The organism is Halovulum marinum, assembly GCF_009697225.1.
Lineage (GTDB): Bacteria > Pseudomonadota > Alphaproteobacteria > Rhodobacterales > Rhodobacteraceae > Halovulum > Halovulum marinum.
Map to the genome: position 1 here is coordinate 1 of NZ_WIND01000005.1, position 22,998 is coordinate 22,998.

General features: G+C 69.5%; 22 protein-coding genes. 11 read left to right on the forward strand and 11 right to left on the reverse strand.

Annotated features, from left to right (window positions below):
* On the reverse strand, nucleotides 1-2,254 hold a 2,254-nt coding region (gene clpA / locus GE300_RS08495), incomplete at its 3' end, for an ATP-dependent Clp protease ATP-binding subunit ClpA (RefSeq protein WP_154446138.1).
* A 411-nt stretch (nucleotides 2,255-2,665) separates the two neighbouring features.
* The gene (gene gloB, locus GE300_RS08500) at nucleotides 2,666-3,433 is read right to left on the reverse strand and encodes a hydroxyacylglutathione hydrolase (protein WP_154446139.1); all 768 of its coding nucleotides are present in this window, start codon (nucleotides 3,431-3,433) and stop codon (nucleotides 2,666-2,668) included.
* 26 nt (nucleotides 3,434-3,459) lie between these two features.
* Between gloB and GE300_RS08505 the strand changes: the two genes are divergently transcribed.
* The 5 genes from GE300_RS08505 to atpD all read left to right on the forward strand — a co-directional run bounded on the left by GE300_RS08505 (nucleotide 3,460) and on the right by atpD (nucleotide 8,947).
* Nucleotides 3,460-4,257, forward strand: a complete 798-nt coding sequence (locus tag GE300_RS08505; RefSeq protein ID WP_154446140.1) for a methyltransferase domain-containing protein — start codon at nucleotides 3,460-3,462, stop codon at nucleotides 4,255-4,257.
* A 233-nt stretch (nucleotides 4,258-4,490) separates the two neighbouring features.
* Nucleotides 4,491-5,051 carry a F0F1 ATP synthase subunit delta gene (locus tag GE300_RS08510; RefSeq protein WP_154446141.1) on the forward strand — a complete coding sequence of 187 codons (561 nt, stop codon included), beginning with the start codon at nucleotides 4,491-4,493 and terminating at the stop codon, nucleotides 5,049-5,051.
* Nucleotides 5,052-6,584 (forward strand): F0F1 ATP synthase subunit alpha, encoded by a 1,533-nt coding sequence (atpA, locus tag GE300_RS08515; protein ID WP_154446142.1) that lies wholly within the window; start codon nucleotides 5,052-5,054, stop codon nucleotides 6,582-6,584.
* 38 nt (nucleotides 6,585-6,622) lie between these two features.
* Nucleotides 6,623-7,504, forward strand: a complete 882-nt coding sequence (locus tag GE300_RS08520) for a F0F1 ATP synthase subunit gamma (protein WP_154446143.1) — start codon at nucleotides 6,623-6,625, stop codon at nucleotides 7,502-7,504.
* An 18-nt stretch (nucleotides 7,505-7,522) separates the two neighbouring features.
* Entirely contained in the window at nucleotides 7,523-8,947 is a 1,425-nt protein-coding gene (gene atpD / locus GE300_RS08525) for a F0F1 ATP synthase subunit beta (RefSeq protein WP_154446144.1), read from the forward strand.
* A 196-nt stretch (nucleotides 8,948-9,143) separates the two neighbouring features.
* Here the strand turns inward: atpD and GE300_RS08530 are convergent, their stop codons facing one another.
* Nucleotides 9,144-10,037, reverse strand: a complete 894-nt coding sequence (locus tag GE300_RS08530) for a sulfotransferase family protein (RefSeq protein WP_233416891.1) — start codon at nucleotides 10,035-10,037, stop codon at nucleotides 9,144-9,146.
* A gap of 192 nt (nucleotides 10,038-10,229) precedes the next feature.
* Here GE300_RS08530 and atpC point away from each other — a divergent pair, with 192 nt between their 5' ends.
* From atpC to GE300_RS08545, 3 genes are all read left to right on the forward strand, one after another.
* Nucleotides 10,230-10,595, forward strand: a complete 366-nt coding sequence (gene atpC, locus GE300_RS08535) for an ATP synthase F1 subunit epsilon (RefSeq protein ID WP_154446146.1) — start codon at nucleotides 10,230-10,232, stop codon at nucleotides 10,593-10,595.
* Between the two features lie 69 nt (nucleotides 10,596-10,664).
* Nucleotides 10,665-11,699: a hypothetical protein gene (locus tag GE300_RS08540; RefSeq protein WP_154446147.1), complete on the forward strand. Its 1,035-nt coding sequence runs from the start codon at nucleotides 10,665-10,667 to the stop codon at nucleotides 11,697-11,699.
* Nucleotides 11,692-12,768, forward strand: coding sequence for a hypothetical protein (locus GE300_RS08545; RefSeq protein WP_154446148.1), 1,077 nt, complete (start codon nucleotides 11,692-11,694; stop codon nucleotides 12,766-12,768). Before GE300_RS08540 ends, GE300_RS08545 begins: the two co-directional genes overlap by 8 nt.
* Here the strand turns inward: GE300_RS08545 and GE300_RS08550 are convergent.
* Complete coding sequence (locus tag GE300_RS08550) at nucleotides 12,753-13,766, reverse strand: ribose-phosphate pyrophosphokinase (RefSeq protein WP_154446149.1); 1,014 nt, start codon at nucleotides 13,764-13,766, stop codon at nucleotides 12,753-12,755. The two genes, GE300_RS08545 and GE300_RS08550, sit on opposite strands and share 16 nt — an antisense overlap.
* A 118-nt stretch (nucleotides 13,767-13,884) precedes the next feature.
* On the opposite strand from GE300_RS08550, the gene GE300_RS08555 reads away from it, so the two are divergent.
* On the forward strand, nucleotides 13,885-14,490 hold the full coding sequence (locus tag GE300_RS08555) for a 2-hydroxychromene-2-carboxylate isomerase (protein WP_154446150.1): 606 nt from the start codon (nucleotides 13,885-13,887) through the stop codon (nucleotides 14,488-14,490).
* Nucleotides 14,491-14,494: 4 nt separating this feature from the next.
* Here the strand turns inward: GE300_RS08555 and GE300_RS08560 are convergent, their stop codons facing one another.
* The 7 genes from GE300_RS08560 to GE300_RS08590 form a co-directional block, all read right to left on the reverse strand.
* Nucleotides 14,495-15,550, reverse strand: a complete 1,056-nt coding sequence (locus GE300_RS08560; RefSeq protein WP_154446151.1) for a threonine aldolase family protein — start codon at nucleotides 15,548-15,550, stop codon at nucleotides 14,495-14,497.
* Complete coding sequence (locus GE300_RS08565) at nucleotides 15,550-16,008, reverse strand: YcgN family cysteine cluster protein (protein ID WP_325063180.1); 459 nt, start codon at nucleotides 16,006-16,008, stop codon at nucleotides 15,550-15,552. The genes GE300_RS08560 and GE300_RS08565 overlap by 1 nt, the downstream gene beginning before the upstream one ends.
* A gap of 168 nt (nucleotides 16,009-16,176) precedes the next feature.
* Complete coding sequence (locus tag GE300_RS08570; RefSeq protein WP_154446153.1) at nucleotides 16,177-17,118, reverse strand: bifunctional riboflavin kinase/FAD synthetase; 942 nt, start codon at nucleotides 17,116-17,118, stop codon at nucleotides 16,177-16,179.
* Between the two features lie 34 nt (nucleotides 17,119-17,152).
* Nucleotides 17,153-17,608, reverse strand: a complete 456-nt coding sequence (locus tag GE300_RS08575) for a MaoC family dehydratase (protein ID WP_154446154.1) — start codon at nucleotides 17,606-17,608, stop codon at nucleotides 17,153-17,155.
* 105 nt (nucleotides 17,609-17,713) lie between these two features.
* Entirely contained in the window at nucleotides 17,714-18,817 is a 1,104-nt protein-coding gene (locus GE300_RS08580; protein WP_154446155.1) for a glycosyltransferase family protein, read from the reverse strand.
* Between the two features lie 2 nt (nucleotides 18,818-18,819).
* A complete protein-coding gene (locus GE300_RS08585; protein WP_154446156.1) occupies nucleotides 18,820-19,695 on the reverse strand; it encodes a TIGR01459 family HAD-type hydrolase in 876 nt (291 codons plus the stop codon).
* Nucleotides 19,696-19,781: 86 nt separating this feature from the next.
* On the reverse strand, nucleotides 19,782-20,786 hold the full coding sequence (locus tag GE300_RS08590) for a TraB/GumN family protein (protein WP_154446157.1): 1,005 nt from the start codon (nucleotides 20,784-20,786) through the stop codon (nucleotides 19,782-19,784).
* A 214-nt stretch (nucleotides 20,787-21,000) separates the two neighbouring features.
* On the opposite strand from GE300_RS08590, the gene GE300_RS08595 reads away from it, so the two are divergent.
* On the forward strand, nucleotides 21,001-21,312 hold the full coding sequence (locus GE300_RS08595) for a co-chaperone GroES (RefSeq protein ID WP_154446158.1): 312 nt from the start codon (nucleotides 21,001-21,003) through the stop codon (nucleotides 21,310-21,312).
* 34 nt (nucleotides 21,313-21,346) lie between these two features.
* The gene (groL, locus tag GE300_RS08600; protein WP_154446159.1) at nucleotides 21,347-22,990 is read left to right on the forward strand and encodes a chaperonin GroEL; all 1,644 of its coding nucleotides are present in this window, start codon (nucleotides 21,347-21,349) and stop codon (nucleotides 22,988-22,990) included.
* Nucleotides 22,991-22,998 lie beyond the last annotated feature (8 nt).

A 22,998-nucleotide genomic window follows, 5' to 3' on the forward strand; every position in this document is an offset into this window, starting at 1 on the left:
GCGCGTCCGCCTCGGTATCGACCGCGACGCGGACGGTGCCGCCCTTGGCCAGCCGGCCGAACAGCAGCTCCTCGGCCAGGGGCTTCTTGATGTGCTCCTGGATCACGCGGGCCAGCGGGCGGGCGCCCATCTTCTCGTCGTAGCCGCGCTCGGCCAGCCACTCGGCGGCGGCCGGGGTCAGCTCGATGGCGACGTTGCGGTCCATCAGCTGCGCCTCGAGCTGCAGCACGAACTTCTCGACCACCTGCAGGATCACCGCCTTCGGCAGCGCGCCGAAGCTGATGACCGCGTCCAGCCGGTTGCGGAACTCGGGGCTGAACTGGCGCTCGATCTCGGCCATGTCCTCGCCCTGGCGGGTGTCGCGACCGAAGCCGATCGCCTCTTTCGCCAGCTCGGCCGCGCCGGCGTTCGAGGTCATGATCAGCACCACGTTGCGGAAGTCGGTGGTGCGGCCGTTGTGGTCGGTCAGCTTGCCGTGGTCCATCACCTGCAACAGGATGTTGTAGACGTCCGGGTGCGCCTTCTCGATCTCGTCGAGCAGCAGCACGCAGTGCGGGTTCTGATCCACCGTGTCGGTCAGCAGACCGCCCTGGTCGAAGCCGACATAGCCCGGCGGCGCGCCGATCAGGCGGCTGACCGAGTGCTTCTCCATGTACTCGGACATGTCGAAGCGGGTGAACTCGATCCCCATCACCGCGGCCAGCTGCTTGGCGACCTCGGTCTTGCCGACGCCGGTGGGGCCGGCGAACAGGTAGTTGCCGATCGGCTTTTCCGGCTCGCGCAGCCCGGCGCGCGACAGCTTGATCGCCGATGACAGCGCCTCGATCGCCGCGTCCTGGCCGAACACCACGCGCTTGAGGTTGGTCTCCAGGTCCTTCAGCACGGCGGCGTCGTCCTTCGAGACGTTCTTCGCCGGGATCCGGGCGATCTTGGCGACCACCGCCTCGATGTCCTTGGCGCCGATGGTGCGCCGGCGCTTGCTGTCGGGCACCAGCATCTGCGCCGCGCCGGCCTCGTCGATCACGTCGATCGCCTTGTCGGGCAGCTTGCGGTCGTGGATGTAGCGCGCCGACAGGTCGACCGCGGTCTTGATCGCGTCGTTGGTGTAGCGGATGTCGTGGTGCTGCTCGAAATAGGGCTTCAGGCCGCGCAGGATCTTGATCGTGTCGTCCACCGTCGGCTCGTTCACGTCGATCTTCTGGAACCGGCGGCTGAGCGCGCGGTCCTTCTCGAAGTGCTGGCGGAACTCCTTGTAGGTGGTCGAGCCCATGCAGCGCATCTTGCCGCCCTGCAGCGCGGGCTTGAGCAGGTTCGACGCGTCCATCGCGCCGCCCGAGGTCGCGCCGGCGCCGATCACGGTGTGGATCTCGTCGATGAACAGCACCGCGTCGGGGTGATCCTCGAGCTCCTTCATCACCGCCTTCAGCCGCTCCTCGAAATCGCCGCGGTAGCGGGTACCGGCCAGCAGCGCGCCCATGTCGAGCGAGAAGATCGTGGTGCCGGACAGCACCTTGGGCACCTCGCCGTCGACGATCTTGCGCGCCAGCCCCTCGGCGATGGCGGTCTTGCCGACGCCGGGGTCGCCGACCAGGATCGGGTTGTTCTTGCGCCGGCGGCACAGCACCTGGATGCAGCGCTCGACCTCGTGGTCGCGGCCGATCAGCGGATCGACGTCGCCCTTGCGCGCCTTGGCGTTCAGATCGACGCAGTACTTCTGCAGCGCCGTCTCCTCGCCCTCCTTCTGGGGCGGGGTCTCGGCCTGGGTCTCGGCCTCCTCGGCGCCGGTGATCGGCCGGCTCTCGCCGTAGGACGGGTCCTTGGCGACGCCGTGGCTGATGTAGTTCACCGCGTCGTAGCGGGTCATGTCCTGCTCCTGCAGGAAATAGGCGGCGTGGCTTTCGCGTTCGGCGAAGATCGCGACCAGCACGTTGGCGCCGGTGACCTCGGTCCGGCCCGAGCTCTGCACATGGATCGCGGCGCGCTGGATCACGCGCTGGAACCCGGTGGTCGGCGCCGCCTCGGAGCCGTCGATGTCGGACACCAGGCTGTCCAGTTCCTCGTCCAGGAACTTGGTCAGCGTCTGGCGCAGTTCCTCCAGGTCGACCGAGCACGCCTTCATCACCCTCGCGGCGTCGGGCTCGTCCACCAGCGCCAGCAGCAGGTGCTCGAGCGTCGCCAGTTCGTGGCGGCGCTCGTTCGCGAGGCCCAGCGCGTTGTGGATCGCCGTCTCAAGGGTGTTCGAGAAAGATGGCATGTCTGCTTCCTTGTCTCTCGTGACCCCGATGGAGTTCGGAGTCACCCGTCAGCCCGTAGCCTGATCTTATCATTTCGGGTTTGTCGCCGGGGCTTCAAGGACAATTTTGTGATCGCGCCGTGTTTGGATCAGAAGCCTGCGAAGCGCGCCGGCGGTGCCGAATGTTTAAGCAGTATCCTGCACTGGCTTCGTGGCATAAAGTAGGCGTGCCGTGACACGGTACAAGTGGTTGTGGTCCGCGTACCGCAAGTTTTCATGCCTTCGCGGCCGCGAACCCGGGGCACACCTGTGGCGCGGATGCACCGCCATTCGGCGAATTTCCACCCCGCGCACACCGGAACGCACACACCGGGCCGCGTACACCGGCGCGGCGGGCCGGACGCGCTTGCACGGCTGCGCGCTGTGGCGCGCTCAGAACCGGTCCTTGCGGGCGCGGATCTCGGCGAACACCTGCACGTCGGTGGCGCCGGGCATGCCGAGCGCCTGCTTCACCTCGGGGCGGGCGGCACGCAGGAACGGGTTGGTGTCCAGCTCCTCGCGCAGGCTGGCCGGGACCGTGGGCTCGCCCCTGGCGCGCAGCGCGTCGATGCGCGCGGCGCGGGCCTCGAGCGCGCCGTTGCCGGGCTCCACGGTCAGGGCGAAGCGGGCGTTGGTCTGGGTGTACTCGTGCCCCGAGTAGACCCGCGTCTCGGGCGGCAGCGCGGCCAGCCGCGACAGGCTTTTCCACATCATCTCGGGGGTGCCCTCGAAGATCCGGCCGCAGCCCAGCGCCATCAGGCTGTCGGCGGTGAACACCGCGGCGTCCGCGGCGAAGTGGAAGGCGATGTGCCCCACCGTGTGCCCCGAGACGTCCAGCACTTCGGCCACGGACCCGCCCAGCGCGACCCGGTCGCCGGGCGCCAGCGCGCGCGCCAGCGGCGGCAGCCGGTGGGCGTCGGCGCGCGCGCCCAGCACCTTCGCGCCGGTGGCCTTGCGCACCTCCTCGGTGCCGTCGACATGGTCGGCGTGGTGGTGGGTGATCAGGATCAGGTCCAGCCCCCAGTCTCGCTGCCGCAGCGCCGCCAGGATCGGCGCCGCCTCGGGCACGTCGACCACGGCGGTCTCGCCCTTGACGCCGTCGCGCAGCAGGTAGGCGTAGTTGTCACTTCGGCAGGGGATGGTTACGGTTTCGAGGGACATCGGATCCTCCGGAAATAGGGCGCGGCATGCACCTGGATGTGGTCGACCTTAGGGCTTTTTACTACCGGACCAAACTGGGCCGGATGGCGCAGCGCGTCCTGCAGGAGGAACTGCGCCGGCTGTGGCCCCAGACCAAGCACATGACGGTGGTCGGCTTCGGCTTCGCGAACCCGTTCCTGCGCCCGTTCCTGGCCGACAGCCGGCGGGTGATCTCGCTGATGCCGGGGCAGCAGGGGGTGATGGCCTGGCCGCAGGGCGTCGCCAACCACGCGGTGCTGGTCGAGGAGACCAACTGGCCGCTGTCGGCGGGGATGGTGGACCGGCTGATCGTCGCCCACGGGCTGGAGACCTGCGAGCGCGCCAACGCGCTGATGGAGGAGGTCAACCGCGTGCTGGCGCCCGGCGGCTACGCGATCTTCATCGTGCCCAACCGCTCGGGGATCTGGGCCCGGCGCGAGACCACGCCGTTCGGCTATGGCCGGCCGTACAGCACCGGGCAGGTGGAAAGCCTGCTGCGCAAGCACGGCTTCCTGCCCGAGCGCCACACCGCGGCGCTGTACACCCCGCCCAGCCACAAGCGGTTCTGGCTGCGCACCGACCGCATCTGGGAAGGGCTGGGCCGCCGGCTGGACGCGCAGATGCTGGCCGGCACGCTGCTTGTCGAGGCCAGCAAGCAGGTCTACGCCACGCCGAACCGCGGCAAGCCGCTGACCGTGCCCGGACCGCTTGAGGTGCTCGAGGGACTGACCCAGCCCAAGCCCAAGCCGGCGACCGGGCGCACCGCGCAGCTGCGGCCGGTGCGCCGGGCGGAATCGCCGGGGTGATCCGCCGCGCCCCGCCGGCGATGGCGCAAAGCGTCGCAGGCGGGACGCCCGCGCGGCCCCCGACCTTGTTTCGCGGGGCCCCGTACCGCGTGCGCGGCGCAGCAAGCATTCTTGCCAGCATGGGAACGCTCTGCTATCACCGCGCCGATTTCGCCGGGGTTCTCACCGACCCCGCCTGCATGCGGGCGCGGGCTGCTTGTCCCCGTGGTCGCCCACAAGAAACGGAGTAGCCCTTGTCCGACTCTGGTTCCCTGACGTCCGGCATTTCCGGCCGCTATGCGACCGCGCTGTTCGAACTGGCGCGCGAGGCCGATCAGATCGACAGCCTTGAGGGCGATCTGGAGGCGCTGCAGTCGGCGCTGGCCGAAAGCGACGATCTGCGCGAGCTGATCGGCTCGCCGGTCTACACCCGCGACCAGCAGGGCCGGGGCATGGCCGCGGTCGCCGACAAGATGGGCCTGTCCACGCTGACCGCCAACACGCTCGGCCTGATGGCCGCCAAGCGCCGGCTGTTCGTGCTGCCGGCGCTGATCCGCGACGTGCAGCGGCTGATCGCGCGCCACCGCGGCGTCGTCACTGCCGAGGTGCGCGCCGCCAGCCCGCTCAGCGACGCGCAGGCGCAGGCGCTGGCCGCCGCCCTGCACGAGGCCGCCGGCAGCGAGGTCAAGATCAACACCACCGTCGATGAAAGCCTCATCGGCGGACTCGTGGTTCAACTGGGCTCGCGCATGATCGACACCTCGGTCCGCGCCAAGCTCGACAGTCTGAAAAATGTCATGAAAGAGGTCGGATAAATGGCGATCCAAGCTGCAGAGATCTCTGCGATCCTCAAGGAGCAGATCAAGAACTTCGGCCAGGACGCCGAGGTCGCCGAGGTCGGACGCGTGCTGTCCGTCGGCGACGGCATCGCGCGCGTGCACGGCCTCGACAACGTCCAGGCCGGCGAGATGGTCGAATTCCCCGGCGGCATCCGCGGCATGGCGCTGAACCTCGAGGTCGACAACGTCGGCATCGTGATCTTCGGCTCGGACCGCGACATCGGCGAGGGCGACACCGTCAAGCGCACCAACTCGATCGTCGACGTGCCGGTGGGCAAGGCGCTGCTGGGCCGCGTCGTCGACGCGCTGGGCAACCCGATCGACGGCAAGGGCGCGATCGAGACGACCGAGCGCCGCGTCGCCGACGTCAAGGCGCCGGGCATCATCCCGCGCAAGTCGGTGCACGAGCCGATGGCCACGGGCCTGAAGGCGATCGACGCGCTGATCCCGATCGGCCGCGGCCAGCGCGAGCTGATCATCGGCGACCGCCAGACCGGCAAGTCGGCGGTGGCGCTGGACACCGTGCTGAACCAGAAGTCGGTCAACGACACCGACGACGAAAGCAAGAAGCTGTACTGCGTCTACGTCGTCGTCGGCCAGAAGCGCTCGACCGTCGCCCAGCTGGTGAAGAAGCTGGAAGAGACCGGCGCGATGGCCTACTCGATCGTGGTCGCCGCGACCGCCTCCGAGCCGGCGCCGATGCAGTACCTGGCGCCGTACTCGGCGACCGCGATGGCGGAATACTTCCGCGACAACGGCATGCATGCGTTGGCGATCTACGACGACCTGTCGAAGCAGGCCGTGGCCTATCGCCAGATGTCGCTGCTGCTGCGCCGCCCGCCGGGCCGTGAAGCCTATCCCGGCGACGTGTTCTATCTGCACTCGCGCCTGCTGGAGCGGTCGGCCAAGCTGAACGAGGATTTCGGCGCCGGTTCGCTGACCGCGCTGCCGATCATCGAGACCCAGGCCGGCGACGTGTCGGCGTTCATTCCGACCAACGTGATCTCGATCACCGACGGCCAGATCTTCCTGGAGACCGAGCTGTTCTACCAGGGCATCCGCCCCGCGGTGAACACCGGCCTGTCGGTGTCGCGCGTCGGCTCGGCCGCGCAGACCAAGGCGATGAAGTCGGTCGCCGGCTCGATCAAGCTGGAACTGGCCCAGTACCGCGAGATGGCCGCCTTCGCCCAGTTCGGCTCGGACCTCGACGCCGCCACCCAGCGCCTGCTGAACCGCGGCGCGCGCCTGACCGAGCTGCTGAAGCAGCCGCAGTACTCGCCGCTGACCAACGCCGAGCAGGTGATGGTGATCTACGCCGGCACGCACGGCTATCTGGACAAGATCGCGGTGCGCGACGTGCAGCGGTTCGAGCGCGGCCTGCTGACCCACGTCCGGGCCAACAACCAGGACCTGCTGGCGGACATCACCAACAACGACCGCAAGGTCGCGGGGGATCTGGAAGAGGCGATCAGGTCGGCGATCGACGATTTCGCGAAAGATTTCGCCTGATCCGCGCTGACTGACCCCTCGGAAGGAGAGACTGGCCGATGCCAAGCCTCAAGGACCTGAAAATCCGGATCGACAGCGTCAAGTCGACGCGCAAGATCACCAAGGCGATGCAGATGGTGGCCGCCGCCAAGCTGCGCCGCGCCGAGGAGTCTGCGCAGGCCGCCCGGCCCTATGCCGAGCGGATGAACGCGGTGCTGTCGAACCTCGCACGGGGCGCCAAGAACAGCCCCACCGCACCCAAGCTGCTGACCGGCACCGGTCGGGAGCAGACCTATCTGCTGATCGTCGCCACCGCCGAGCGCGGCCTGTGCGGCGGCTTCAACTCGTCGATCGTGCGGCTGGCGCGCTATGAGGCCAACAAGCTGTTGGCCGATGGCAAGACGGTGAAGATCCTGACCGTCGGCAAGAAGGGCCGCGAACAGCTGCGCCGCGACATGGGCGACCACCTGATCGGCCATGTCGACCTGTCCGAGGTCAAGAACGTCGGCTACGGCAACGCGCACGAGATCGCGCAGGACGTGCTGGCCAGGTTCGCGGCCGGCGAGTTCGACGTCTGCAAGATCTACTACAACACCTTCCAGTCGGTGATCTCGCAGATCCCCACCGCCACCCAGCTGATCCCGGCGACCTTCGACGAGCCGGAAGGCGAGGCGGCGTCGCAGGGCACGCTGTACGACTACGAGCCGGACGAGGAGGCGATCCTCGCCGACCTGCTGCCGCGCTCGATCGCGACGCAGATCTTCACCGCACTGCTCGAGAACGCCGCGTCCGAGCAGGGCGCACGGATGAGCGCAATGGACAACGCCACGCGCAACGCGGGTGACATGATCGACAGGCTGACGATCCAGTACAACCGTTCGCGTCAGGCGGCGATCACCAACGAACTCATCGAGATCATCTCGGGCGCCGAGGCGCTCTAAGGGACGGAGACACTCATAATGGCAAATGCTGAAGGCAAAATCACACAGGTGATCGGCGCGGTTGTCGACGTCCAGTTCGACGACAACCTGCCCGAGATCCTGAACGCGCTGGAAACCGACAACAACGGCAACCGGCTGATCCTGGAAGTGGCGCAGCACCTGGGCGAAGCGACCGTACGCTGCATCGCCATGGACTCGACCGAAGGCCTGGTGCGCGGCGGCCGCGTCGTCGACACCGACGGCCCGATCACCGTGCCCGTGGGCGACGGCACGCTGGGCCGCATCCTGAACGTCGTCGGCGAGCCGGTGGACGAGAAGGGTCCGGTCGAAAGCTCGGAAAGACGCCCGATCCACGCCGAGGCACCGGCGTTCGCCGAGCAGTCGACCTCGACCGACATCCTGGTCACCGGCATCAAGGTCATCGACCTGCTGGCGCCGTATTCGAAGGGCGGCAAGATCGGCCTGTTCGGCGGTGCCGGCGTCGGCAAGACGGTGCTGATCCAGGAACTGATCAACAACATCGCCAAGGTGCACGCGGGCTACTCGGTGTTCGCCGGCGTCGGCGAGCGCACCCGCGAGGGCAACGACCTCTACTACGAATTCATCGAGTCCGGCGTGATCAACGCCGACGACCTGACCAAGTCGAAGGTGGCGCTGGTCTACGGCCAGATGAACGAGCCGCCGGGGGCCCGCGCCCGCGTCGCGCTGACCGGCCTGACCATGGCCGAGCAGTTCCGCGACCAGTCCGGCACCGACGTGCTGTTCTTCGTCGACAACATCTTCCGCTTCACCCAGGCCGGCTCGGAAGTGTCGGCGCTGCTGGGCCGCATTCCCTCGGCGGTGGGCTACCAGCCGACGCTGGCCACCGACATGGGCCAGATGCAGGAGCGGATCACCTCGACCAAGCGCGGCTCGATCACCTCGGTGCAGGCGATCTACGTGCCCGCGGACGATCTGACCGACCCGGCGCCGGCGACCTCGTTCGCGCACCTCGACGCCACCACCGTGCTGTCGCGTGCGATCTCCGAGCTGGGCATCTACCCGGCGGTGGACCCGCTGGACTCGACCAGCCGGATCCTCGACCCGGCGGTCGTCGGCGAGGAACACTACCAGGTGGCGCGCGACGTGCAGGGCACGCTGCAGCGCTACAAGTCGCTGCAGGACATCATCGCCATTCTCGGCATGGACGAGCTCAGCGAGGAGGACAAGCTGACCGTGGCCCGCGCGCGCAAGATCCAGCGCTTCCTCAGCCAGCCGTTCGACGTCGCCGAGGTGTTCACCGGCTCGCCCGGCGTGCAGGTGCCGCTGGAGGACACGATCAAGTCGTTCAAGGCGGTGGTCGCCGGCGAGTACGACCACCTGCCGGAAGCCGCCTTCTACATGGTCGGCGGCATCGAGGATGTCGTCGCCAAGGCCGAGAAGCTGGCCGCCGAAGCCGCCTGACGGCGCGCCCGGACCGACAGTTCCGATATCGTCAAGGGCCCGCCGGAGCGATCCGGCGGGCCTTTTTCATCGCCGCCGGGCCGGCGCGGGGTCCGGGCGCCTTTCGATGGCAAACCCGGTGCGGCGCCGTCCGCGGGCGCTCAGGTTGTCATCCGGTCGATCACGCCGGTCCGGCGCCGGGGGCGGCGCGCGCCGCTCAGGCAGCGCGGGCCGAGCGCGTGCGCCAGGTCGCCGGCAGGTCGTGGCCGAAGCGCGTTTCGCAGAACTCGTAGACCGGCGCCAGCGCGCGGCGGATCAGCTGCGCCTGCGCCGGCAGCAGTTCGGCCGGCCGCGGCGAGGCGTTGATCGTGCGGCCGTAGTCGCCGGGCAGATAACGGATGCCGAGGTGGGCGCACAGCGCGCGGACGCTGGGATCGCAGAACAACGTCTCGTAGAAGCCGAAGAACAGCTCCTCGGCGGGGAAGGCGGCCTCGAGCGCGGCGACGGTGTGGTCATAGCGGCTGCGGGCAAGCTCTTCCGGGCGGTCGAGCTGTGCCAGCGCCGCGGCGCGCAGCTGCTCGGCATCGTCGATGCCGTGCTTGCGGCCCCACATCCGGGTCGCCGACCAGACCCGCTCCACCGGGTCGCGCATCAGGAACACGACCCGCGGCTTCAGCCCGGCGTCGGTCAGAAGCTGCCGGATCTGCCTGAAATGCCCGGCGTCCAGCACGGCATAGGACGGAGTGATGTCGCCGGTCAGCCGCGCCGGGCCGGGCAGGGCGCGGAACAGGTCGGGATAGCGGCGGATGTCCTCGCCGATCAGTGCCCGGTCGAGCAGCTGCAGCGCCCGCCCGGTCAGCTGCGCCTGCCCGCGCGCGCGCTGCCGGTCCAGCGCCTGCACCAGCCGGCGCGGGAACGAGCGGTCGTAGCGCCCGAACCAGTCCGGCCGGAAATGCGCGTCGAAGACGTGCAGCTCCTTGATCATCGGCATGAACGCTTCGGGATGCTCCGCCAGGTAGCGGTACAGCCACGAGGTGCCGGTCTTCTGCGCGCCGACGCCCAGCAGGAAGGTGCGCCCCGTCAGGTCGCACGGCTCCTGCCTGCCCGCCAATCCCAGATTGCCCGCGATTCCCAAACCACCTGTCCCTTGCCTGCGGTCCCGTTTTCCGCGCCAGATTGGCCCCGGAAAGCTTAACAAATCCGCAACGCGCGGCGGTGCGACACAGGAACTGCTTGAAGCCCGGTTGCGGGGGCACTAAACACCGCGGGCGAGCATCGCCCAACCAGAACCGAGGGATCCCAAATGCGCGTCGACATCGTCACCCCGGAACGCCAGCTGGTCTCGACCGAGGCGGACCGCGTCCAGATCCCCGGCACCGAGGGCGAGATGACCGTGATGGACCATCACGCCCCCACCGTGACCACGCTGCGCCCCGGGATCGTGACCGTGTCGGGCGATGCATATGTCGTCACCGGCGGCTTTGCCGAGATCTCCGAATCCGGCACCTCGATCCTGGCCGAGCACGCGGTGCCGCAGGCCGAAGCCTCGCGCGAGATGCTCGAGGCGCTTCGCAAGGATGCCGAAGAGGCGGTCGACAGCGCGCCGGACAAGATCGCCGCGCGCCAGCGCGTGAACGACATCGCTGAACTGATCCGTCGAATCGGCTGATCGCGGGCCGTCGGCGGACCGTCGGCCGGACCGGCGTTGTCGCGGCGGAACGAGGGATCGGACCGCACAATGTTTGACCGCGTGTATGTCCATACCGGATCCGGAAAGACGGCGACGTCGTCGATCCAGGGCACTTTCACCCGCAACCTCGAGACGCTGGAACGTCACGGGATCTACTATGTGCCGCGGCCGATGGGCGCGCTCAGCGCGGTGTGCAAGCAGCCGCAGCGGCTGGCGCCGATCCGCGCCGCCCGGATGACCGACGACGCCATCGGAACGCTGCGCGACCGCGAACTCGAGGCGCTGCGCGCGGCGGCCGGCAAGCCGGCGCTGCGCACCGCCGTGCTGAGCAGCGAGCACATGCTGCCGTTCGACCGCGACGAGGTCGCGGCGGTGCAGGCCCTGCTGGCGCCGCTGGCGCGCGAGGTCCGCGTGCTCTACTACGCGCGCCATCCGCATTCCAAGATCGCCTCGGCCTTTGCCCAGCGGGTCAAGTCGGGGCACTGCGGGCTGGACACCGGCATCGCCAAGTTCATCGAGCCGTACAGCGGCCAGCTGCGGCACTGGATCGAGGTCTTCGGCAAGGCCCGGATCGACGTGCGCCCGTTCGAGCCGCACAAGATGCCGCAGGGCAGCCCGATCGCCGATTTCTGCGCCGCGATCGGCGCGCCGGAGGCGTTCGCCGAGCTGGAGATCGCACAGGCCAACGAGGGCATCTCGGCCGCGGCGGTGCTGATCGCCGACCGGCTGTACCGGCACTATCCGGTCTATTCCGACGGCCGCGGCCCGCGCGACTACCTGAACGGCATCACCGGGCCGAAGTTCACCGTCCCGCCCGAGGTGATCCGGTCGCTGAAGCCGCAGATCGACCGCGAGCTGGCCTTTCTGGAGCGCGAGTTCGGGCTGGTGCTGGACGAGCCGCCCTTGAGAGAGCACGTCGACGACCGCAACGCGATCTTCTCGGACGCGGTGCTCGAGTCGCTGGCGCTGGCGCTGCACCGGCAGGCGCAGGAAATCGCGCGCCTGCGCCGCGAGATCGCCGCGCTGGCGCCGGCCGGCGCCGCGAACGAGACCCCGGATACGAGGCGGGCTGCCGATGTTTGACGTTCTCTACTGCCACATCGGCTCGGGCAAGACCGGCACCTCGTCGATCCAGGGCACGTTCTTCCGCAACTCCGAGGCGCTGCGCCGCTTCGGCATGCACTACGTCCGCCGCCCCGGCGGTCTGCTGGCGCATGTCGCCGACGATCCGGCCAGGGTCGCGCAGGTGCGCCGGCGCGGCATGGCGGAACCGCAGATCGCCCGGTTCGCGGCGCGCGCGGTGGCGGCGCTGCGCGACGGGGCGGCGGACGCGCAGACCCCGGCGGGGCTGATCAGCACCGAACACATGATGGGGTTGAGCGGCACCGAGATGGACCGGCTGACGGCGCTGCTGCGCTCGGTGGCCCGGCAGGTGCGGGTGGTGTTCTACGTCCGCCACCCGTGGTCGCGGATCCCGTCGCTGCTGGCGCAGAACGTCAAGACCGGCGCGGCGCGGCTGGACGTGCGGCTTGCCAATTACGTCGAATCCTACGAGCGGGCGCTGACGCCGTGGATCGACCGGTTTGGCAAGGACGCCATCGTGCTGCGCGCGTTCGACGTGGCGCGGATGCCGGAACGCAGCCCGGTCGCCGACATCTGCCACGCGATCGGCGTGCCCGAGGCGTTCGCGTCGATCGAGCCGCACATCGCCAACCCCGGCCTCAGCGCGGCGGCGACGCTGATCGCGGACGCGCTGAACGGCGCCCTGCTGCGCGAGCGCCTGCCGACGGGGCCGCGCGAATACCTCTTCGAGCTGGGCGGCGGCAAGTTCACCCTGCCGGCCGAGGCGCTGCGGGCGCTGAAGCCGAAGATCGACCGCGAGCTGGCCTGGCTGGAGCGCGAATTCGGCTTCACCCTCGCCGAGCCGCGGCTGCCCGAGCACGTCGCCGACCGCAACGCGATCTTCTCGGACGAGGCGCTGGACACGATCGCGCTGACCCTGAACCGGCAGTCGGTCGAGATCGACCGCCTGCGCGAGGATCTGCGGGCGCTGAAGAAGCGGCAGGCGCGGGCGGGTCGCGCCGGCGCCGGTCCGGCCCCCGGAGAGGACGGCGAGCCCGGCGGGCCGCCTTCGGATCAGGCGGCCGGGTAAGCCACCTCGTAGATCGGCGCGATGGTCTCGACGTCGAACAGCGACGAGACCGAGGTGCCGTTGGCGATGTTCTGGATCGCCTGCGCGAAGATCGGCGCGGTCGGGATGATGCGGATGTTGGCGGCGGCGCGCACCTGCGCGGTGGGCTCGATGCTGTCGGTGATCACCAGCGACTTCATCACCGAATTGGCGATGCGCTCGACCGCCGGGCCGCTCAGCACGCCGTGGCTGATGTAGGCGTGCACCTCGGCCGCGCCCTCGTCCTTCAGCAGGTCGGCCGCCTTGCAAAGCGTGCCGGCGGTGTCGCAGATGTCGTCGACGATGATGCAGTTGCGGCCCCTGACCTCGCCGATCACCGTCATCGAGGCGACCTCGCCGGGCGCCGAGCGGCGCTTGTCGACGATCGCCAGGTCGGCGCCGATGCGCTCGGCCAGCTCGCGCGCGCGGGCCACGCCGCCGACGTCGGGCGAGACCACGGTGATCTTGTCCAGCTCCCGGAAGTGGTGGCGGATGTCCAGCGCGAACACCGGCGCGGCATAGAGGTTGTCCACCGGGATGTCGAAGAAGCCCTGGATCTGCGCGGCGTGCAGGTCCATGGTCAGCACCCGCTCGATCCCGGCCTCGGTCAGCAGGTTGGCGACCAGCTTGGCGCTGATCGGGGTGCGGGCCTTGGTGCGGCGGTCCTGCCGGGCGTAGCCGAAATAGGGGATCACCGCGGTGATCCGGTTCGCCGACGAGCGCCGCAGCGCGTCGGACATGATCAGCAGCTCCATCAGGTTGTCGTTCGCCGGGTTCGACGTCGACTGGATGATGAACATGTCCTCGCTGCGGACGTTGTCGTAGACCTCGACGAAGATCTCGGCGTCGTTGAAGCGCTCGACGCGGGTCTTGATCAGCCGCACCGGCTCGCCGCGGTGAAAGGTCATGCGGCGGGCGATCGCCTCGGCCAGCGGGCGGTTGGAATTGCCGGCGATCAGCTTGGGCTGGGTCTTTGTCATCGGGGCCTCGTGACGGCGGGGGGACGGTCGCCGCCCCATTAGCACCCCAGCCGGCCCTTGCAAAGTCTCGCCGGCAAACCATGATGCGGGCCGAGCCAGATCGCACCGGAGGCCCCGCATGGCACGCATCGACTACTACCTGTTCCCGCTTTCGCCGTTCACCTATCTCGCCGGCAGCCGGCTGGAGGAGATCGCCGCCCGGCACGGCGTCGACATCGAGTACAAGCCGTTCGCGCTGCCCAAGGTGTTCGAGGCGCACGGCACCCCGGCGCTGCCGCAGCGCCACGAGGCGCGCAAGAGCTACCGGATGACCGAGATCCGCCGCATCGCCGCGACCCACGGGCTGCCGGTGAACATCCAGCCCCGGCACTTTCCGACCAACCCGGTGCCCGCCTGCACCGCGATCATCTCGGCGCAGATGGTGGCGCGGGACAGCGGCAGGGGCGACGTCGGCAAGCTGGCGCAGAACTTCCTGCGCGCCTGCTGGGTCGAGGAGAAGGACATCGCCGAGGATCACATCGTCCGCGAATGCCTCGAGGCCGCCGGCTTCGACGCCGGCATCGCCGATCGCGACATGCTGAGCGCGGTCGAGATCTACGAGAAGAACACCCAGGACGCGCTGGACATCGGCGTGTTCGGGGCGCCGACCTACTACTGCGATCACGAGCTGTTCTGGGGCCAGGACCGGCTGGAATACCTGGACCGCAAGCTGGCCGGGGGCTGAGCCGTCAGGCGGCCCGCAGCGCCGTCAGGAAGCCGTCGACCTCGGCCGCGCCGGTCGACCAGCCGCAGACCAGGCGGGCGGCGACCGGCGCGTCGCCGGCGCCCTCCAGCGCGGCGCCGGCGGGCCACAGGTGATAGCGTGCGCCGGCGGCGCGCAGCGCGCGGTGCCGGTCGGCATGGGCCTCGAAGAACACCATGTTGGCGTCGGGCGGGTAGACCAGCCGGGTGCCGTCCACCTGCGCCAGCCCCTCGGCCAGCGCGCCGGCGCAGGTGTTGGCGTCGGCGGCCAGCTTCAGCCACAGATCGCCGGCCAGATAGGCGTCGAACTGCGCCGACAGCACCCGGTACTTCGAGAACAGGTGCCCGGCGCGCTTGCGGCGCAGCTCGAATTCCCAAGCCAGGCCGGGATCGAAGATCACCACCGCCTCGGCCGCCAGCAGCCCGTTCTTGGTGCCGCCGAAGGACAGCACGTCGACGCCGGCCTTCCAGCTCATCTCGGCCGGGGTGCAGCCCAGCGAGGCCAGCGCGTTGGCGAAGCGCGCGCCGTCCATATGCACCTTCATGCCGGCGTCCCTGGCCTGCCCGGTCAGCGCGTAGAGCTCGCCCAGCGCATAGACGGTGCCGGTCTCGGTCGCCTGGCTGATCGACAGCGGCCCGCGCTGCACCGCGTGCACGAAGCCCTGCCGGCAGCCGGCGATCGCCTGCGCCAGCGCGCGCCCAGCGATCTTGCCGTTCTCGCCCGGCACGTGGGTCAGCTTGGCGCCGCCGGTGAAGAACTCCGGGGCGCCGCACTCGTCCTCCTCGATGTGGGCGATCGGGTGGCACAGCACGGTCTGGTACGGCTCGCAGATCGTCGCCAGCCCCAGCGCGTTAGCCGCGGTGCCGGTGGCCACCAGGTAGACCGCCGCCTCGGGCGCCTCGAAGATCTCGCGGATGCGGTCGCGGACCCGCCCGGTCAGATCGTCGCCGCCGTAGGAGCCGGCGTAGCCGCGGTTGGCCTGCGCCAGCGCCTCCAGCACCGACGGGTGGGCGGGACCGGAATTGTCGGATTCGAAATGCATCACTGAAGCCCTTCCACGATGTAATCCTCCAGGTCGTCGTCGTCGACCCGCTCTTCCGAGACCATGTGCCCGGCCAGCGAGATCCCTGCCTCGCGCACGCTTTCGGCGCGCCCCGAGACCAGCGGGTGCCACGGCTCCAGCGGCCGGCCCTCGGCGAGCAGCCGGTAGGCGCAGGTCGAGGGCATCCAGTACAGGATCCGCTCCAGCGTCTCGGGGGTGATCACCACGCAGTCGGGCACGATCTTCTTGCGGTTGGCGTAGTCGGTGCAGCGGCAGCTCTGGCAGTCCAGCAGCTTGCAGGCGACGTTGGTGTACTCGACCTCGCCGGTGTCCTCGAACTCGATCTTGCGCAGGCAGCACTTGCCGCAGCCGTCGCACAGCGCCTCCCACTCGCGCGGGGTCAGCTGCTCCAGGGGGAAGCGGCGCCAGAACCCCTCGCGGACGCCGTCGCGCGCGATCGGGTCGCGCTCGACCGGATCGGGCGCGATCGGGTCGGGCGCGTCGGCGCGCGCTTCGGGGGCACGCCGGCCGGTGCGCGGCTTGGAAGCGCCGCCGCCGGGGCGTTTTGCGGGATCATCGCTCATGAGGCGCAGATACTCCGCAAACGGGGGAAGGGAAAGGGGGCCTCAGGCGGTTTCGGCCAGCACCCGGCGGATCCTGGCCACGTCGTCGTGCATCTGCGCGACCAGCGCCGCGACCCCGTCGAACGCCGCCTCGGGGCGGATGAACTCGACCAGCGCGACCGAGACCTCGGCGCCGTAGAGATCGCCCTCGAAGTCCAGCACATGGGTTTCCAGGTTCGGCGCGTTGACGCCGAAGGTCGGCCGCACCCCCAGCGAGGCCGCGCCGCGATAGCTGCCGGCGTGCGGCCCGGTCAGCACGTCGAACAGCACCGCGTAAACGCCGAACCGCGGCAGGTGCAGCCCGGCCATCGACAGGTTGGCGGTGGGAAAGCCCAGCTCGCGCCCGCGCCGGTCGCCGCGGATCACGGTGCCGTCGATGCGGTGCCAGTGGCCCAGCATCTTCGCCGCGCGGCCCGGATCGCCGTCGCTCAGCGCCTTGCGGATCGCGGTAGAGGAAAAGTCGGTGTCGTCCTGGCCCAGCAGCGGCGCGATCTCGACGCCGAACCCCAGGTCCGCGCCCAGGCGCTGCAGCAGCGTCACGTCGCCGGCGCGCCGGTTGCCGAAGCGGAAGTCGGCGCCGACCACGACATGCGCCACGCCCAGCCCGCCGACCAGCACCTCGCGCACGAAGCGCTCGGCGGTCAGCGCGGCCATGCCGGCGTCGAACGGCAGCTCGTAAAGCTGGTCGACGCCCAGCTTGTCCAGCCGGTGGGCGCGGGTCTCGGCGTTCATCAGCCGGAACGGCGGCGCGTCGGGGGCAAAATGGCTGCGCGGATGCGGCTCGAAGGTGACCACGCCCAGCGGCACGTCCAGCCGCGCGGCGGCGGCGCGGGCGCGGTCGATCACCGCCTGGTGGCCCAGGTGGACGCCGTCGAAATTGCCGATGGCGACGCTGGCGCCCCGGTCCTGCGGATCGAGATCGAGATAGCGGGAATGGCGTCTCATGGCCCCCTTGGGCGGGGCCGGCGCGGCTGGCCCCTCAGTCGAACTTGCGGCTGGGCGCGAGCACCAGCGCCTCGCCCTTCAGGACCTCGGTATCGCCCACGCGGCACAGACAATCAAGCGTGACCCGGCGGCGCGAATGGTCGATCGCGGCGACGGTGACGCTGGCCGTCACCCGGTCGCCGGGACGCACCGGTGCGAGGAATTTCAGGTCCTGTTTCAGATAGACGCTGCCGTGCCCTGGAAGCTGCTCGCCGATCACCGCCGAGATCAGGCTGGCGGTCAGCATGCCGTGCGCGACCCGGCCGGCGAAGATCGTGTCGCGGGCATAGGCCTCGTCCAGGTGCACCGGGTTGTGGTCGGTCGAGACCTGCGCGAACAGCGCGATGTCCTGGTCGGTGACGGTCTTGGAGACCGAGCGGGCCAGCCCGATCTCCAAATCCTCGATGCAGATGGTTCCGCGCGGCAGGTTGTCATGCGGCCTGTCCAGCATCGCGCCCTCCTCGGACCGGGTCCGTGCATCCTTGGTAGCAAATCCTGCAGTGCCGCGCAAGAATATTTCGGTAACATTATTTCGTAAGTGCAGCGTATTGCGCAATCAGATTGCGCGGCGCGGTTGCCGTTCGTAGAGCAGCCCGGCGTGCGCGATCAGCGCCGCGGCAAGCAGCGGCGCCAGCGGCGCGGTCACCCGCACCACCATCGAGGCCAGAAAGAGGTTCGCCACCAGCAGCGCCGCGCACACGCCGGCGAAGGGCAGCAGCGCGGGGCGGGCGGCGTCGTTGCGCAGCGCCGCCAGCAGCAGCAGCAGCGGCACCCCGACGCCGAACAGCACCTTGGTCAGGAACGGCACGAACAGGCCCTTCGCGTGCATGAAGAAATAGCGGATCTCGAACTCGCCGCGGCTGACGTCCCAGCCGTAGTTCAGCGACAGCGGATCGCCGCCCAACGCCACGCGCACGGCGACGAACAGGGCCAGCGGTAGCGCGCCGCCGGCCAGGATCAGCGCCAGCGGGCGGCGGTCGGCGCGCAGCAGTTCGGCCGCGATCAGCACACCCAGCACGATCGAGATCTCCTTGACCAGGATGCCGGCGCACACCGTCGCCACCAGCGCCAGGAACCGGTGCTGCAGGTAGAACAGCGCCGCCAGCGCGAACACCAGGCCGCTCAGGATGTCGGCCATCACGAACGGCGCGGTCATCAGCGTGCCGAAGCTGAACGTCCCGACCGCCGCCAGCGCCAGCGTCACCGGGCTGTCGCGCCGCACGCGCGGCGCGGCGGCGACCAGCACCGCGAAGGTCGCCAGGATCGCGCCCCAGTTGACCAGCTTGGCGGCGAACGCGGCGGCCTGCAGGCCGCAGCCGCTGCGGATGGTCTCGCAGTCCGACAGAAGTGCGGTCAGCCCCTGCACCAGCCAGATGTAGAGCACCCGGAACCGGAACGGCTCGCGGGTTTCCGCGCCGGCGATGCCGACCAGGTAGTCGACGGCGTCGTCGTAGGCGGCGTTCTGGTACTGCGCGTCGTAGAAATCGGGCGGCAGGTCGAACACCGCCAGCCGCTCGCGCAGGAACGCGTACAGCTCGGCGTTGCCGCCGATCATCGTGCGCTCGAGCAGGAAATGGTCGGCGAACACGGTGGCGAAACCCAGCTGCACCAGGCACAGCGCCGGGACCAGCGTCCGGAACGAGCGCAGCGCCGGCGCCATGCTCAGCGCAGCATGCCGATCGCCGCCGTCGGGCTCAGCCTGGCGTCCTCGAGAAAGCCGATCAGCGCCTCTGGGTCGGGCTCGCCCTTGCGCATGCCGGTCTCGCGCGCCGCCAGCCCGCCGGCGATGAACAGCGTGTCCAGCCCCTCGCCGACGCCGCCGCGGATGTCGGTGTCGATGCCGTCGCCGATGCACAGGATGTCGGCGTCGCGCACCTCGGCGCCGCGGATCCGCTCGGCGCGCCGCCGCGCCAGCGCGTAGATCGGCGCGTGCGGCTTGCCGAAATAGTGCGACTCGCCGCCCAGTTCGGTGTACAGCGCCGCCAGCGCGCCGGCGCACCAGATCCGCTGGTCGCCGATGTCGACCACCACGTCGGGGTTGGCGCACAGCAGCTTCAGCCCGCGCGCCTTGGCCCGCATCAGCGTCAGCTTGTAGTCCCCCGGGGTCTCGGTCCGGTCGTCGCGCAGGCCGGTGCAGATCACCCCCTCGGCCTGCTCCAGCGGCACCCGCTCGACGTCGATCGGGCTGCCGTCCTCGTGCTCGAAGAACGGCAGGTCGCGCTCGGGGCCGATATGGAACACCTTCCGTCCGAACAGTCCCGCCGCCATCGCCTGCTGCGCCGCGTCGCCGGACGAGGCGATGTCGTCGTAGCTGTCCGCCGGCGCGCCCAGCCCGGCGATCTGCGTCTTCACCGTGCGCCGCGGCCGCGGCGAATTGGTCACCAGGATCACCGAGCCGCCGCCGGCGCGGAACCGCTGCAGCGCCGCCGCCGCCTCGGGGAACACCCGCGTGCCGTCGTGCAGGCAGCCCCACAGGTCGCAGTAGAGCACGTCGTACCGGTGGGAGATGTCCTCGAGCGAGGAGACGATCTGGGTCATGGGGAAAGAGCCTTCGCGGGAGATGCGCACGGCCCAAGGGATAGTGGCAAAGCCCGCCGCCCGCAACCGAGCCGGCGGGGCGCGGCTCAGTCCAGCCGGCGGATCCGATAGCCGCGCCGCTCCAGCAGCCGCAGCAGCCCGGTGTCGCCGCCCAGGTGCAGCGCGCCGACCGCGACCACGCGCCCGCCGGCGGCCAGCTTCGGCTCCAGCGTCTCGATCCAGCGCCGGTTGCGGGTGTCCAGCAGCCGCCCGAACAGCGCCGCCGCCATCGCGTCGGCGCGCTCCGGTCCCAGCTCGCGGCGCAAAGCGGCATGAGCAAAGGCGCGGATCGCCGCGATTTCGCCGCGCAGATACATTTGCCGCGTCGTCTCCAGGTAGTCCTCGGCCAGCGCGAAGGTCGGCAGCGAGGCGCGCAGCATCTCGACCTGGTCGTCGTAGGGCAGCACGGCGAACAGGTCGAACACGTCCTCGAAGCTTTCCAGCCCGTTGACCGGCACGCCGTGCGATTCGGCCAGCGCCTCGATGCGGCGGTCCAGGATCAGCCCGCCAGCGGCCATCTCGGCGACGATGCAGGCCGGGTTCGACAGCGTGACCAGCAGGTACCAGGGCGCCATCCGTTCGGCCAGCTCGCGGGTCAGGCCGTAATCGGCCAGCAGCGCGACAATCTCGTCGAACTCGGCCGCGGGCAGGTGGTCGCTCAGAAGCCGCCCGCCTTCGGCCAGGATCCGCCCCGGGTCCATCAGGATCGAGCGCAGCATCCGCTGCTCCTCGGCCAGGGTGACCTCGATCAGCAGTTCCTCGGCCGCGGCGACCCGGTCGGCCAGCGCCGCCGGCGGCGTCGCCACGGCGTCGTCGGCCAGGTGGATGGTGCCGAACAGCACCGAGCTGGCGCCGTCGCGGGTGACCTCCCAGAACCGGCCCTCGCCGTGCGCGGTGGCGCCGGCCTCGGCGGCGATCGCGGCGGCGAACTCCGGCGCCCAGCCGGCGGAGAGGTCGCGCCCCGCGCAGGCGGCCTCGGCGTCGGCGTCGGCGGCGGCGATGGCGGGCGCCAGCAGCAGTGCGGCCAGGGCCGGAAGAAAACGGCGTCGCATGGGTTGTCCCCCGGGGGCAGGTTCTCTAGGTCCCTGTTACCTAGTGCGGCGCCGGCTTCGCCGCCACGCGCACGGCATTGCGTGAAGCGGCGCGTGATCCTCTTGACACACAATCCCGCGATCCTTATTTCGGCGCTGTTAGCACTCAAGGGTGGCGAGTGCTAAGGACTGGGATGCCACCCGGGTTTTGGACTGCTTGAGAGGAGCACTCTCCATGAACTTCACACCTCTGCATGACCGCGTGCTCGTCCGCCGCATCGAGGGCGACGACAAGACCGCCGGCGGCCTGATCATCCCCGACACCGCCAAGGAAAAGCCGGCCGAAGGCGAGATCATCGCCGTTGGCGCCGGCGCCCGCGACGAGGATGGCGAGCGCATTCCGATGGACGTCAAGGCCGGCGACCGGATCCTGTTCGGCAAGTGGTCGGGCACCGAGATCAAGCTCGACGGCGAAGACCTGCTGATCATGAAAGAGAGCGACATCCTGGGCGTGCTGGGTGACACCGCCGCCTCCGCCGCTGCCTGATCCCATCGCTTCCTGACAAACGGAGACTACGCACATGGCCGCTAAGGACGTGAAATTCAACACGATCGCGCGCGACAAGATGATGAAGGGTGTCGACACCCTCGCCAACGCCGTCCGCGTGACCCTCGGCCCGAAAGGCCGCAATGTCGTCATCGACAAGTCGTTCGGTGCCCCGCGCATCACCAAGGACGGCGTCACCGTCGCCAAGGAAATCGAACTGGAGGACAAGTTCGAGAACATGGGCGCGCAGATGGTCCGCGAAGTCGCTTCGCGCACCAACGACACCGCCGGTGACGGCACCACCACCGCCACCGTGCTGGCCCACGCCATCGTCCGCGAGGGCATGAAGTCGGTCGCCGCCGGCATGAACCCGATGGACGTCAAGCGCGGCATCGACATGGCCGTCTCCAAGGCCGTCGAGCACATCAAGTCGGCCGCCCGCGACGTGTCCGGCTCGGACGAGGTCGCCCAGGTCGGCACCATCTCGGCCAACGGCGAAGCCGAAATCGGCCGCCAAATCGCCGACGCGATGCAGAAGGTCGGCAACGAGGGTGTGATCACCGTCGAGGAGAACAAGGGCCTCGAGACCGAGACCGACGTGGTCGAGGGCATGCAGTTCGACCGCGGTTACCTGTCGCCGTACTTCATCACCAACGCCGACAAGATGACCACCGAGCTGGACGACGCCATCATCCTGCTGCACGAGAAGAAGCTCTCGTCGCTGCAGCCGATGGTTCCGCTGCTCGAGCAGGTGATCCAGTCGGGCAAGCCGCTGCTGATCATCGCCGAGGACGTGGACGGCGAGGCGCTGGCGACCCTGGTGGTCAACAAGCTGCGCGGTGGCCTGAAGATCGCCGCCGTCAAGGCGCCGGGCTTCGGCGACCGCCGCAAGGCGATGCTGCAGGACATCGCGATCCTGACCGGCGGCCAGGTGATCTCGGAAGACCTGGGCATGAAGCTCGAGAATGTCACCATGGACATGCTCGGCTCGGCCAAGAAGGTGTCGATCACCAAGGACGAGACCACCATCGTCGACGGTGCCGGCGAGAAGGCCGAGATCAACGCCCGCGTCGCCCAGATCCGCGCGCAGATCGAGGAAACCACCTCGGACTACGACCGCGAGAAGCTGCAGGAGCGTCTGGCCAAGCTGGCTGGCGGCGTCGCCGTCATCCGCGTCGGCGGTGCGACCGAGATCGAGGTGAAAGAGCGCAAGGACCGCGTCGATGACGCGCTGAACGCCACCCGTGCCGCCGTTCAGGAAGGCATCGTGGTCGGCGGCGGCGTCGCGCTGGTGCAGGCCGCCAAGGCCCTGGCCGGTGTGCAAGGCGTCAACAGCGACCAGAACGCGGGTATCGCCATCGTGCGCCGCGCGCTGGAAGCCCCGTTGCGCCAGATCGCCGAGAACGCCGGCGTCGACGGCGCCGTGGTTGCCGGCAAGATCCGCGAGTCGGACGACCTGGCCTTCGGCTTCAACGCCCAGACCGAAGAGTACGGCGACATGTTCAAGTTCGGCGTGATCGACCCGGCCAAGGTCGTGCGCACCGCGCTGGAAGACGCGGCCTCGGTCGCCGGTCTGCTGATCACCACCGAAGCCATGGTTGCCGACAAGCCCGAGCCGAAAGGCCAGGGCGGCGGCGCCGGCATGCCCGACATGGGCGGCATGGGCGGCATGATGTAATCGCCGCC

Excerpts from the sequence above, each read along its gene's own strand:
- gloB (WP_154446139.1), bottom strand. The coding sequence starts at position 3,433 with ATGTCCCTCGAAACCGTAACCATCCCCTGCCGAAGTGACAACTACGCC.
- GE300_RS08505 (WP_154446140.1), top strand. The coding sequence starts at position 3,460 with ATGCACCTGGATGTGGTCGACCTTAGGGCTTTTTACTACCGGACCAAA.
- atpA (WP_154446142.1), top strand. The coding sequence starts at position 5,052 with ATGGCGATCCAAGCTGCAGAGATCTCTGCGATCCTCAAGGAGCAGATC.
- GE300_RS08520 (WP_154446143.1), top strand. The coding sequence starts at position 6,623 with ATGCCAAGCCTCAAGGACCTGAAAATCCGGATCGACAGCGTCAAGTCG.
- atpD (WP_154446144.1), top strand. The coding sequence starts at position 7,523 with ATGGCAAATGCTGAAGGCAAAATCACACAGGTGATCGGCGCGGTTGTC.
- atpC (WP_154446146.1), top strand. The coding sequence starts at position 10,230 with ATGCGCGTCGACATCGTCACCCCGGAACGCCAGCTGGTCTCGACCGAG.
- GE300_RS08540 (WP_154446147.1), top strand. The coding sequence starts at position 10,665 with ATGTTTGACCGCGTGTATGTCCATACCGGATCCGGAAAGACGGCGACG.
- GE300_RS08545 (WP_154446148.1), top strand. The coding sequence starts at position 11,692 with ATGTTTGACGTTCTCTACTGCCACATCGGCTCGGGCAAGACCGGCACC.
- GE300_RS08550 (WP_154446149.1), bottom strand. The coding sequence starts at position 13,766 with ATGACAAAGACCCAGCCCAAGCTGATCGCCGGCAATTCCAACCGCCCG.
- GE300_RS08555 (WP_154446150.1), top strand. The coding sequence starts at position 13,885 with ATGGCACGCATCGACTACTACCTGTTCCCGCTTTCGCCGTTCACCTAT.
- GE300_RS08560 (WP_154446151.1), bottom strand. The coding sequence starts at position 15,550 with ATGCATTTCGAATCCGACAATTCCGGTCCCGCCCACCCGTCGGTGCTG.
- GE300_RS08570 (WP_154446153.1), bottom strand. The coding sequence starts at position 17,118 with ATGAGACGCCATTCCCGCTATCTCGATCTCGATCCGCAGGACCGGGGC.
- GE300_RS08575 (WP_154446154.1), bottom strand. The coding sequence starts at position 17,608 with ATGCTGGACAGGCCGCATGACAACCTGCCGCGCGGAACCATCTGCATC.
- GE300_RS08580 (WP_154446155.1), bottom strand. The coding sequence starts at position 18,817 with ATGGCGCCGGCGCTGCGCTCGTTCCGGACGCTGGTCCCGGCGCTGTGC.
- GE300_RS08585 (WP_154446156.1), bottom strand. The coding sequence starts at position 19,695 with ATGACCCAGATCGTCTCCTCGCTCGAGGACATCTCCCACCGGTACGAC.
- GE300_RS08590 (WP_154446157.1), bottom strand. The coding sequence starts at position 20,786 with ATGCGACGCCGTTTTCTTCCGGCCCTGGCCGCACTGCTGCTGGCGCCC.
- GE300_RS08595 (WP_154446158.1), top strand. The coding sequence starts at position 21,001 with ATGAACTTCACACCTCTGCATGACCGCGTGCTCGTCCGCCGCATCGAG.
- groL (WP_154446159.1), top strand. The coding sequence starts at position 21,347 with ATGGCCGCTAAGGACGTGAAATTCAACACGATCGCGCGCGACAAGATG.